This window comes from Leptospira selangorensis (genome assembly GCF_004769405.1).
GTDB classification, from domain to species: domain Bacteria; phylum Spirochaetota; class Leptospiria; order Leptospirales; family Leptospiraceae; genus Leptospira_B; species Leptospira_B selangorensis.
In genome coordinates, this window is sequence record NZ_RQES01000001.1 from 69,247 (window position 1) to 81,268 (window position 12,022).

At 42.4% G+C, this 12,022-nt stretch carries 10 protein-coding genes; 6 read left to right on the top strand and 4 right to left on the bottom strand.

Features of this window, described 5'->3' with window-relative positions:
• Positions 1–5: 5 nt before the first annotated feature.
• The 3 genes from EHO58_RS00370 to EHO58_RS00380 all read right to left on the bottom strand — a co-directional run bounded on the left by EHO58_RS00370 (position 6) and on the right by EHO58_RS00380 (position 3,446).
• Positions 6–887 carry a hypothetical protein gene (locus EHO58_RS00370; protein WP_244241021.1) on the bottom strand — a complete coding sequence of 294 codons (882 nt, stop codon included), beginning with the start codon at positions 885–887 and terminating at the stop codon, positions 6–8.
• A gap of 188 nt (positions 888–1,075) precedes the next feature.
• On the bottom strand, positions 1,076–2,110 hold the full coding sequence (locus EHO58_RS00375; RefSeq protein ID WP_135626928.1) for a hypothetical protein: 1,035 nt from the start codon (positions 2,108–2,110) through the stop codon (positions 1,076–1,078).
• A 4-nt stretch (positions 2,111–2,114) separates the two neighbouring features.
• Entirely contained in the window at positions 2,115–3,446 is a 1,332-nt protein-coding gene (locus EHO58_RS00380; protein ID WP_135677931.1) for a helix-turn-helix domain-containing protein, read from the bottom strand.
• Positions 3,447–3,742: 296 nt separating this feature from the next.
• Here EHO58_RS00380 and EHO58_RS00385 point away from each other — a divergent pair, with 296 nt between their 5' ends.
• From EHO58_RS00385 to metF, 5 genes are all read left to right on the top strand, one after another.
• Entirely contained in the window at positions 3,743–4,495 is a 753-nt protein-coding gene (locus EHO58_RS00385) for a ParA family protein (protein WP_135626926.1), read from the top strand.
• A complete protein-coding gene (locus EHO58_RS00390) occupies positions 4,479–5,324 on the top strand; it encodes a ParB/RepB/Spo0J family partition protein (protein WP_135677933.1) in 846 nt (281 codons plus the stop codon). The genes EHO58_RS00385 and EHO58_RS00390 overlap by 17 nt, the downstream gene beginning before the upstream one ends.
• A gap of 387 nt (positions 5,325–5,711) precedes the next feature.
• On the top strand, positions 5,712–6,605 hold the full coding sequence (locus tag EHO58_RS00405) for a helix-turn-helix domain-containing protein (protein ID WP_135677936.1): 894 nt from the start codon (positions 5,712–5,714) through the stop codon (positions 6,603–6,605).
• 21 nt (positions 6,606–6,626) lie between these two features.
• The gene (locus EHO58_RS00410; protein WP_135677938.1) at positions 6,627–9,134 is read left to right on the top strand and encodes a discoidin domain-containing protein; all 2,508 of its coding nucleotides are present in this window, start codon (positions 6,627–6,629) and stop codon (positions 9,132–9,134) included.
• Positions 9,135–9,167: 33 nt separating this feature from the next.
• On the top strand, positions 9,168–10,040 hold the full coding sequence (metF, locus tag EHO58_RS00415; RefSeq protein WP_135677941.1) for a methylenetetrahydrofolate reductase [NAD(P)H]: 873 nt from the start codon (positions 9,168–9,170) through the stop codon (positions 10,038–10,040).
• Here metF and EHO58_RS00420 read toward each other — a convergent pair.
• Entirely contained in the window at positions 10,037–10,864 is an 828-nt protein-coding gene (locus EHO58_RS00420) for a 1,4-dihydroxy-6-naphtoate synthase (RefSeq protein WP_167483165.1), read from the bottom strand. The two genes, metF and EHO58_RS00420, sit on opposite strands and share 4 nt — an antisense overlap.
• A gap of 166 nt (positions 10,865–11,030) precedes the next feature.
• On the opposite strand from EHO58_RS00420, the gene EHO58_RS00425 reads away from it, so the two are divergent.
• Positions 11,031–11,858 carry an HAD family hydrolase gene (locus tag EHO58_RS00425; protein ID WP_208728666.1) on the top strand — a complete coding sequence of 276 codons (828 nt, stop codon included), beginning with the start codon at positions 11,031–11,033 and terminating at the stop codon, positions 11,856–11,858.
• Positions 11,859–12,022: the final 164 nt, after the last annotated feature.

Genomic DNA, 12,022 nt, shown 5'->3' on the forward strand with positions numbered 1-12,022 from the left:
ATTTGTTAAGTTAGAATTTCTGGGGTCGGACGACCAGAAGAAAATTTATATGAGTCTTGTCCGACCTTAGATGCTACCTTTTCGAGTGATGATCTCAATTCTTGGCTTTGGGCTAGAGCTTCCTGTTTCACTAGGAAGGATCCACTCCCCACTGGGCGCCCAATGCTAGCCAGTGCAGACTCCCCTATTTCCAGCCTATATCTTAGGGTTGCCCAGGAGAAGGTCCGGTTTTCGTAAGATCCCCCAGGAACCTGGGCAATGCCCTGTATTTGTCCGGATCTCAGGTTTAATTCAGGCCCCAGCGGATTCTCTGGGGTTTTCCTTAAATTAGCTGCCCCAGTGGTAGGAACTCCCGACCCTAATAGATGATTTCTTTGATTTTCGGCGGAACAGACCGGGCCGGTAGCGAAGCCTTCCCCACTTAAATTTAGAGAAAACATACCGGCACAATCGGATAGAAAATTAGCGTAAGAAACTCCTCTGACTGGAGAAGTCGCATTGTCTTGAGTTCGCCCTTGGACCTGAGCCCATGGTAGGAACTCCTGGCTAAACCCTCGTCCGACTTTCAAGTCGGGCAATAAAACATTCAGGCCAAGCAGGCAGTTTTGGGAAAGAGGCGAAGATACTGAAAAAATTTCAGAAGTCGATTTCCGATTTTGGATCCTCAGTTCAGAATTAGGATCATTCCCCTTCTTCACTTTTTTATCTTCAGAAATTTTTGCGACTCTGGTAGGAACACCTTCATCGGCCAGAAGAGAATCTAGATCCGGAAAGTCAGACAATCTTTCTTCTTCAGAATAAGAAATTCCTTCGGCAAGAACTAGATCCACTTCTTCTTGGTAGATTGATTTTAGTTCTTCCGAAATGGACTCTTCTGCTCCAGACATATTTTGAGAAGAATATTCCGAGTCGGAAACCTCTTCTGCGAAGGCAGAGCTCGAGCCCAAAGCCAAGGAGGCAATAAGCAAGAACTGTGCCAAAAAATTATGTCTCATTCGAAAAAACATGACAGTATAGCCCATTTTTAACCATTTTTGGAGGAAATGGAAGCTTTTTTTACTGTTTTTCTAGGATTTTAGGCTGTCTTTCGGAATAGTCTCTTGGCTCGGAGCTTCCATTCCCAGAGCACAATTTCTTGTTCTTTGTTCTCTGCTCTGTCTTGCTCTTTTTCTAAAAGTGCATAGACCATACTCGCGATATCTTTGGAAAAACCTTTATCCAGTTCTGCTTCGAATTCTTTTTCTCTGGTCTCTAAAATTAAACCTGCAAGTCGGAAGCCTTCATCCAAATTTTTTAATTTAGGCGCCCAGCCTTTCAGCTCTTCTTTATTTTCATCATTTCGGATCATCACATCCAAAAAAGTTCGAATGAACGCGACCTCTTCCGACTTCAATGTGAATTCCAGAAGAAGTTGTTTTACTTTTTCCAGTTCCATTTTTCGGAGATGGATCCTAGCTAAGAAAACCGGATTTTTGGAGTGCATATTCAGGTTTCCCTTCTCCAATAAATCCGTTGCCCGGACCTTATTAAAATCTACGATACTGGATTCTTCCCTCAGACTTTTTTCCAGCTCCTCTTTTCCAGGGGACGGTCTTTCCCCCACTGCCGCGATTTTTTGGGCCACCTTTCTTTTGATGATGAGCATGTTCAAGGAAGGGAACCTGATTTTCAAGGCCACCAATTCCTGACGTGGGAACTCCTCGTCCAAAACCAGATGGTGCATTTCTACACCTTCTTCTCTGGCTCTGAGAAGGCTATCCACTCGCTCATAATGATAGATAATTACTGGCAGAATATCGCATTCACTTCCGCTGTTTAAGAAGATGGTCCGGACTTCATTTCCGGAACTGGAATGCTGGTAAGGGATCACAAGTTTTCCCTGTTTTACGTTTACAAAACTCAGCTCCCCTAATCTAAAATGAGAGAGGTCAAAATCCTCTCCTAAAAATGCGATCCTAGGAACCGGAACCACGATGGACTGATTTCTAGCTCCTTTTGGGACTTCTGGCCCCCTGGAGGTAAAAACTACGTACGTCATTTTTCCCAGGCGGACTTTTACCAAAAATCCGGCCGGGGTTTTTCTTTCTTCGTATAAGGAATCTAATTCCAAAATTTTAACCCAAACCCAGGTTTTTTAATTTATACTGCAATGAGCCTCTGGAAATTCCCAAGGCCTTTGCCATTCGTATTTGGTTGCCGCCGAACAATTTATCTGCCAAAAGAATTTTTTGGCGCTCCACGGCTTCCACAGCTTTTCGCAAATCCAGGTCCTCCGGATCCGGAAGAGAAATCCCTTTTGAACCTTCTTTTTTAAGGTCCGAATTTCGGATCTCTCCCGAGCCGGAATTTAAAACTGCCTCTTCAATCGCATTCCGAAGATCTTCCAGATTTTGGCAGGAACTACTCTCCACCAAAGACTCGATCGCATCCTCAGAAAGCGCCAAATCAGGGCGGCCATGTAATTCACAGACCTCTTGGAAAATCGGCCGGACCGCCGCAATTTTATCCGATTTTACCCAGTCTTTCCAAGCAGGTAATTCTAACTTATTTTCGGCCAAAAGAGAACGAAAATATAAAAACTCTTCTATTGATTTTTTGCCTGAGTTTTCTAAAAAAATAAGACGGGATTTTCCGGACTTTCTCTGAGAATATTCGAACAAGATCCTTTGTTGGGCTAAAGAATAATTCTCTGAATTTTCTAAAATTAGAGTTCCAGACTCGGCCATTTTTTCCCAATCGATTAAGGCCTTTTCTAATTTGGATGCCTGCTCCGGAAGGATCGAAACCGTTAAAATTGGCCTGCCAGGAAACTCCCTTTTTTGGATCCATTTTGCTAAGGTTTTTTTTCCGGAAGAAGCAGGACCCGAAATACAGATGCTCTTAGATTCTTTGAATTTTTCTAGTTGGGAATTTTTCCCATTCCCCAATCTGAAAATCAGCTCCCCCAACGGATCGGGACTCACGTCCTCTGAAAGTTTATAAACGGTAGAAGGTTCCGATTCTTTTTTCAAAAGTCGGGCCACCTTTTGGGAGAGTAAATGTAAGAGTAAAATTTGTCTTTCTTCCGCTCGGTTTGGAAGTTCTATCAGGAAAAATCCGAACATTCTTCCATCCAATAAAACCGGAGATAATAAACATCCCAGGGATTCATCTCGAAACAGTTCCACTTCTTCTGATCTAGGTAAGAAGAAGGGAGATTTGCTTCCTTCTAAACGGCTCCGGATTTGAGACCCCTTGGTTAGGAAAGGATAGAAGAATCCATCTTCCCCATATCCCCAAGAACCCGCTTCTTCCAAGGAGGAAGGATCCGATTCTGAGACCAAGGTAGCGAGCCCGGCCAAACCATCGATTAATCTTAAACATTCCGGAAATGCGAGAGGTAATAATATCCTAAGTTCTTTAGGATTTGGATTCCCCCATATAAATTCTTCCGGAGCGGATAGCATAGAAGGGAAAATGTTTAAAATTAAGCATGGTGTCAACCATGTACCTGGACTTTCTTTCGAATGTCGGACGTCCGACATTTGGGTCCGATTTTTCTGCAATTTTTAGAAAATTTAAGAATTAGTTTGAATGCTTCTCCCCTTCTCCTTACATGGAAATATAGTGTTGGCTTCGGTCCCGAAGTTGACTTTTTAATTTTTATTTTTGTTTAAATTCCCCTCTTTATTCTCTCGATTTCTGAAGGTAGATATAAGGACGGGATGTCGGACATCCGACAATTGAGATACAAGGGAACAGAATGATTGTAGTATCTATCGCAAACCAAAAGGGAGGAGAAGGTAAAACCACTACCTCTCTGAATTTAGCTTGGGGTCTCGCCAGAAGAGGTAAAAAAACTCTGCTGATTGATATCGATCCTCAGGCAAATTCTACAGGGATTTTCCTAAATCCGGAAGGGTTAGAAAAATCCATGCATAATATTTTCCAATCCAAAGCGAAAATTAGAGAAGTTATGCTTAAAACAGAAGTGGAGAATTTAAATATAGCTCCCTCTCGCCTGACTCTTGCGGAAGCGGAAACGATTGCCGCAATCGTGGATGCGCCATATATTCTGAGAGACGCCCTTGCGGACTTGGAAAAGGAAATGGATTTTTGTGTAATCGATTGTCCCCCTAGCCTTTCCATTTTTACCATCAATGCACTCGTTGCTTCCAACTATGTGATCATTCCTCTCCAGGCGGAAAAATTTTCCGTGGATGGAATTTTAGGACTTCAACAAACAATTACTAGTATTAAAAAAAGAATTAATCCTAGTTTGGAAATTATGGGGGCGCTGGTCACTCAACTCAAACCTCAGACACTTCTTACTAAAACGATCATCCCTGTTCTTACCAAATATTTCAGAATTTTTGATAACAGTATTTCTGATGGAGTAGCAGTGGGGGAATCTCACCTGGCAAGAAAATCGGTCTATGAGTACAATAAATCCAGCCGCCAGGCCCAGGAATATGAAGGCTTCATTGAGGAATTTTTGAATGAGCTCAAAAAGTAAAAGATTAGGCTCTCTTGCAGATGTTTTCCAGGCAGAAAAATTAGAAGGTACGATCCGCAAGATCCGCCTAGATAAGATCCGTCCTTCTGAAAGCCAACCCAGACAAGAGAGAAAAAAAGGTGTAGAAGAACTTGCCCAGAGTTTGGACAAGGACGGACTCCTTCAGCCTATCTTGGTTACGAAAAAACCGGATGAAGAATTTTATACGATTATTGCCGGAGAGAGAAGATACCATGCAGCTAGCCTTCTCAAATGGCCGGAAGTAGAATGTAAAATTTTAGATAAGGACGCGAAGGAAACTTTCCGCCTAGCAATTATAGAAAACTTACAAAGAGAAAATTTATCTCCTTATGAAGAGATAGAAGCGATGACCCATCTTAAAACTTCTTTCTCTTATACTGATTTGGAACTTGGAAACCTGTTCGGGAAAAGTAGAAGTTATATGACCGAACTTTTGGGAATTTCTTCTCTTTCCAAAGAAGACCTGAAGATCTGTAAAGACGCAGGAATAGAGTCCAAAAACCTTTTAGTACAAGCTGCTTCTGCAGCCAAAAAAGGTACCCTAAAAGATTTTCTTGAAAAATTCAATTCAGGTGAATTGAAAACCGTAAAAGACGCAAAAACTTTTAACCGAGCAGAAGAAGGCGGATTATTCTCTCCTGGACAGATCGGAACTAAAATTGGATCCGAAAAACCGGCAGTTTCGCCCTACCCTTATAAGATCGTAAAAAAAGGTACAAGCGTTATCATCTCCACCGAAAACGAAGATTTTCTTTCAGAACTTCATAAGCTCGTTAAGAAAGAAATTTCTAAAAAATTCGGGAAATAAGATCCGGACACTTCTCTTAAGTTCAAATAACGCTCACTGTTAAACGAAATAAAATAGTACAAACATGTACTTAGCAAAAGATTTTATGAGACTTGGGCTTAAAAAATCGGGAATGAGTTGACGGAGCTGAAAAAAGCCCCAATATGTGACATAATATTCTAAACGGAAATGTAGTACTTTCTCCCAACCCGGAAGAGAGAGGGAAGAAACATTGCCGTCGGTCTGAGATAAAAAAACTCCCCTGGTTTGCCCAGGGGCCGGACCTTCCCGAAGGAATGTTGTTGGATGAGACATAAGTAACCTTATGTCGGATAAATGTCAACTACCTTCGAACCTTTTTGCTTAAAATTAATTTTTTTGCCTCCGGGGCAAAAGAGGATCCAAGGTATGGGCGAGCATTTTCCATATATAAAATTCCTCTCGGATATCATTGATTCCGGGGTTTGGGCCACTTTATCCCCAGCCGCAAAGACTCTTTATCTCGTCCTGCTTAAATTTAGTGACCAGACCTTTAAGCCAGTCTGGCCTAGCAACGAAAGCTTGATCCGACTCACTGGCTTAAAAACTAAAAAGTCCATTAATGAAGGAAAGAAAGACCTAGTAAGAGCAGGCCTTCTTCAATTTGTTCCTGGGACTGGGCATAAGAATTCCACTTACTATTTTTGTTTCAACTACCCCGGTTCCAGAATTCCACCCCAGGGGGTTATTTTTGGAAACCCCGGAGGGGGATTGGGATCGGCCCCAGGGGTGTCGGCAGATAGCCTGGAGGGGGGTCAAACTGGAAACCCAAACAATATAAATATAACCATCCATAATACCCAGAACCAAAAACCTAGTTTAGAAAAGAAAGAGTTGAGTTTAGATTCTTTAAGAGAACGTTACGGAGACGGTATCTTGTCCGAGGCAATGGAAATTGCGAAGGCACAAGGACTAGGAGATAATTTACATTATATTCGAGGAATTTGCAAAAATCTGTCCGGAAATAAACGGCCGAATTTTGAGCATGCCTCCCCCATCCAGTCACAGGGCTCGGGACATTCTTCAGGAAAAGAAGCTTCTTGGATTGGATTTCTAGAATGGTGTAAGGGGAATCTTTCTAGAAGCAGCGTAGAAGTATTGGAAAAACTTCAGGTAGAACCGGACGGTAAGACTCTTTTGGTAAAAGATCCACTTCCTGAGACACTTAGGATGATCATTACAAAGTACTTCACAGACAAAATCCACCCCTCGATACTGGTTATATTTTCTGCAAAAGCCGAAGAAAACCGGGTACATGTTTAAAAGGACCACGTTAAAGCTCTTATGAATGAAGAATCCATCCGGATCAGCCATCCTCGACAAGTTAAAGTAAACGAAATTAAGACCAAAGGTACGTTCGAATTTAAGGAAGGAGGACTTCGTTCTTATTCTGAGCAGTTGGACCATCCTGGAGTTGGAGTTTTAACCTTAGTTTTAAATCCAGGTTCTAGTTTTAATCAGATCAAATTACATCAGTCGGAACAATCCGCCACATTCTTCCCTGACTCTTTTAAATTCGAAATTTCTTTGGATGGAAAAGTTTGGGAACCTATCCTACAGGAAACCGGTTTCAGAAGATTGAATAAAAAAGTGGGACAATGGAACTTCTCCTTGGTCCGCGCTAACTTCCTGAAATTGGTCAGTAAGGTTTCTGAAAAAGAAGGAGCCAAATTCAAAGTTTCTATCGGTGCTTTGGAAGTTGGGATTTCAGGAGTCACTAAATTAGAAGTGAGTTCTGAAAAAGACAGATTTTGGGTAAAAGAAAATTTAATCGATGAAAGACCGGATTATGGCTGGTCTTCCGTAGAATCAAATCAACCTAAGGAAGAATTTTTCCTAATGGATCTTGGCTCAATCAGTAGAGTGAATGAGTTGAGAGTTCTTACGCCGAAGGATGGTCACTTACCTTTTCCGGAAACTTTTACCGTATATTATAGCGAAGACGATCTCACTTGGAACCAGCTTCTGGAAGAGAACCAATTCTTATCTGAGTTGGGAACATGGTATCAGTGGAGATTTTTACCTACGAATATTCGCTTTTTGAAATTCGTTTCTCGCCCTCGTAAAATCCAGAACAAAGAAAAATATTCTACAAGCATCGTAGAAGTGGAATTATATGCGGCTCCATACTTGAGCGAGCTAACTCATAAGCCCACTGCAGAACCTTTACCTTATGCAACTGTTCTTAGATCCGGACTTGTGAGACTTGCAATTGACGGAGAAACTTCTGAAGGTGCCGCAGTTCAGGCAAATGACAGAAGGTTAAGAGATGGTTCTACCGAGTATAAAGGTATCGTAGAACTTGCTTCCGATGGAGAAGATAAAGAAGGTGTTGTTGTCCAAGGTAACGACAGAAGATTAAAACATTCTACTGAGGCCGCTTATGGTCTTGTGCGTTTAGCTGGGAACGGCGAAAATCGGGCAGATAGAGTTGTTCAGGGAAATGATGATCGTTTAAAACCTTCTTCTACCCAAAGTTTTGGTATCGTAGAACTTGCTGAGAATGGTGAGACTAAAGAAGGGACTGTTGTTCAGGGAAATGACGATCGTTTAAAACATGCGACGAACCAAAAATTCGGTTTGGTCCAATTGGCCCCTCCTGGTGATGCAAGTCCTGGGAAAGTGGTCACTTCCGATGATCCGAGGCTAAGACATGCTACTACGGAAAGTACGGGTATTTTGAGATTTGCTTCCAATGGAGAAGAGTCTGCGGATGCAGCAGTTCAGGGGAACGATAAGAGATTAAAAATTTCCACTCCTCAATCATACGGGATCGTGAAATTAGCTCGTTCCGGCGAAGCAAAAGAAGGTGCAGTTGTCCAAGGAGACGACGAAAGATTGCGTAACGCTAGTACTGAATATCCTGGTATCGTAACAGTTGCACCTAAGGGAAAATCTATCCAAGGTCATGTGGTTTCTTCTGATGATCCTAGATTGTCGGATGCAAGACAGCCACTTCCCCATACTCATGATTACGCTCCTAAAGAGCATGATTTCAGTTCTCATACCGGATATTTGAGATTAAAAGGTTCCGTAGAAGCTCCTTATGCAAATATCTCCCCTCCTCCTGAAAATGCGGGACTTGCATATGCAAGAAATGAGAGCGAAAAAGGTGCAGGCATTGTAGGTTCCGGTAGATTCTCCGGGATCCTAGGCTTCGGAGAAAAATTCGGAGTCAGAGGTGATAGTGCTTCCGGAGAAAAAGAATCCGCAGGTATTTTAGGTCTGGCTAAAAGAGGATTTGGTGGATGGTTCCACTCTAGATCCGGCCATGCGCTGTATGCGAGTGGAAAAGGGATCCCGAGTTTGAACGAAACAGGTTCAGGCAAAGCGATCTTGGCAGAAGGTGATTCTGATTTCCTCGGAACAGTATATCTCCAAACAGGAAAGGGTACGGATTGTATCGCTAAATTTTTCCCTGTCCAGTCTTCCGACGTGATTGCGGAAGGAGATCTTCTTGCAATGGGAGAAGATGGTAAACTTCATAAATCCAGACAACCAAACGCTACGAATATAGTAGGTGTTGCGGTAAAGTCTGCAGCATTGGTATTGGGGGACAAACCTCAGGCGGAAGGACAATGGTTGGTCGCTATTGCAGGAGTGGTGCTTGCGAATGTAGAAGCCCAATCTTATCCTGTACAGCCTGGCGATCTATTATGTTCTGGTCTTACCGGAGGCCATGCGGTCCGAGTCGCTCCTGAAAATTTAAAACCAGGCGTGCTTGTGGCGAAATCTCTGGGCTTACAAAGAAACGGTAGAGGACCGATCCAAGTTCTACTCTGCTGTAGTTGAAAATTCTCCGTATTTTCGCGGGGAAAGGTTAGAATGAAAAAGATATTAGAAATTTATAAAACGGCAAAAACGCCGGTGTACTCTTTCGAGTTTTTCCCTCCCAAAACTCCGGAAGGAGAAGTGAAATTATTCGAAGCTGTGGGCGAATTGTCCAAGGTGGATCCGGGTTATATCACTGTGACCTATGGAGCGGGAGGTTCCACTCGCGAAAAGACTATCCGTATCACTTCCGAATTGGCTAAAAAATTTTCGCTCCCAGCTGCTGCACATTTTACCTGTGTAGGCGGAAATAAGGAAGAGATTAAAGTTATATTAAAACAAATCCGAGAATCCGGGATTGAAAATTTAATGGCGCTTCGGGGAGATCCTCCTAAAGGAGAAGAGGCATTTAAAAAGGTAGAAGGCGGATTCGGCTACGCGAGTGAACTTATCTCTTTTATTAAACAAGAAGGTTTTGATTTTTGTATGGGCGCCGCTTGTTATCCCGAAAAACATCCGGAAGCTGCAAGTTTAGAATCCGATGTGGATAATCTAAAACGTAAAGTGGATTCGGGCGCTTCTTACTTGGTTTCTCAATTATTTTTTAAAAATTCAAATTTTGAATCCTTCCTAAATCTGATCCGCAAAAAAGGGATCAATGTGCCGGTGATCCCTGGGATCATGCCTATTACTTCTTTCACTCAGATTGAAAGATTTAAGGCAATGGCTGCCTGTGAGTTTCCCGAAAAACTAGTTTCCGATCTGGAAGAAGTGAAGGATCAGCCCCAAGAATTTTATAAAAGAAGTGTAAACTTCTCAGTAAACCAATGCCGTGAACTGCTCAAAATGGGAGCTCCTGGAATTCATCTTTATACTCTAAACCAATCTCCTGCGAGTTTGGATATAGTTAGAGAACTGAAAAATTAAAGGAATAAGTCCTTCTCTTTTTCTGGAGGAAGTAATCCGGTCTCAAGGGCTTTTTGTTGTAATAAGCGAATTGCCCTTTCTCCTTCTTTTCCTAAACTTTTAGAAAATTCATTCACATACAGATCTATATGCGCATCCGCCACTTCTCTCGTTGTGGTTTGAGAATGTTTTAAAATATAGTCGTACATACTTTCTCTGTTTTGATAAGCGAGAGTTAGACTTTCCTTAATCGCCGAATCCAGGTCATGTTTTATTTGAGCGGAAAGATCTCTGCGGATTGCGATACATCCGAGTGGAATATGCGCACCTGTTGTGCCTTCCCACCATTCTCCTAAATCTTCTACCTTGGCGAGCCCTCTTGATTCGTAGGTGAATCTTTCTTCGTGAATGACGATCCCGAAGTCAGCTTCCCCGTTTTTTACTTTATCCAAGATAAGATCATAACGTGTGGGAACCGGTGTGAAATCCCCTTTTAAATATAGATGTGTAAGTAAGTTGGCGGTGGTCCAGAGCCCAGGGACTAAAATTTTTTTTCCGTTAGGAGTTCCTACCGAGGCACCTGCTTTTTTTATGATGATCGGGCCGCAGTTCCTGCCAAGTGCCGAGCCGCTATCCAAAAGAGAATATTTGTCTGCCACATGGAATAATGCTGCGAATGAAATTTTCGTGGCCTGGAATTTTCCTTTGTCCGCGAATTGGTTCAATTGTTCCACATCGTATAGTTCTTCTTGGATGGAAAACGGTGCTTTGGTTTTACCTGAGATTAGATGATAAAAGATGAATGTGTCGTTCGGACAGGGAGAATATGCCAGACTGAGTTCCATTCTTCCAGGCAATCAGTTTTGATTCTCTTGGAAACGAAAAAAGGGGGTGGTAGGAACACCTGCCCTTAGGTCTATTGGAAAAGAATCGCAGGCAGACTTGGATATTATTTCGAATTCACATAAATTCCCCAAATTGGACGGGCTTCTCCCCTTTCATACGATCGCTATGGATCTGGATGGAACACTTCTGGATTCTCGGGCTTCTATTTCTAGCCTGAATCATTATGTTTTGCAGTCTGCCTTGGACCAAGGGGTCGGGCTGATCATCGCTACTGGTAGAAGGTTCTCTTCGGCTCTTCCATATGCTCGGGAGTTCCGCGGGAATGTAACCGTGGTGGCCAATAATGGGCAGGTGCTACGGAGTTCTCCCGACGGAGAAAGAATATCGGAAACATATATTTCCGAAAAAGCAACATTTGCAGTTTTATCTTTGGGAAAGAAGAAGGGCTACTCTCCCCTACTGCATGTGGACCGCTTCGAAGAAGGGATCGATATTTTAATCGAGTCTCCGATCACGGATGAAAAGTATCATAATTATTCAGGCGGTGATATCGCGAGAACCCAAGTGGTTTCAGATCTTCCGGAACATTCTTCCGATCGTGTGCTCGTAGTATGTTATCTTTCCTTAATAAAAGAAGAATTGATCCAATTAGAAAAGGAGCTTCTGTCCTTGCCTGAGTCTTCAGAGTATAGGACAGTAATCACTAAAATCCCGGGAGTATCATATTGTTTAGAAGTTTTGGAGAAAGGAGTCTCGAAGTGGACGGCCATCCAATCTTATCTAAAAGTTTCCGGTTTGGATGAGGCTGGAGTTATCTCTTTCGGGGACGAGTTGAATGATAGAGAGATGCTTTTTTCTTCAGGATACGGATTTGCGATGAAGAATGCGGTGCAGAGTTTGAAAGAAGGCGCTTCTTATATTACTAAATATTCGAATAATGAAGATGGGATCGCGATGACTCTTTTGGAATTATCCGTGCTTTCGTTTAGATAAGGCTTTTTGATTTTTATCAATCTTTACTTCGCAACCGGAGCAAGCGGCTTCATAACAACCGAAACCTGTCTCCTTGATTTGGGTTTTGCTAAATAAACTTCTAATGGAAGAAACGAGCGGAAAGCTTAAATAAACCGCTGTAGAGCCCACTACGAGATAAACAA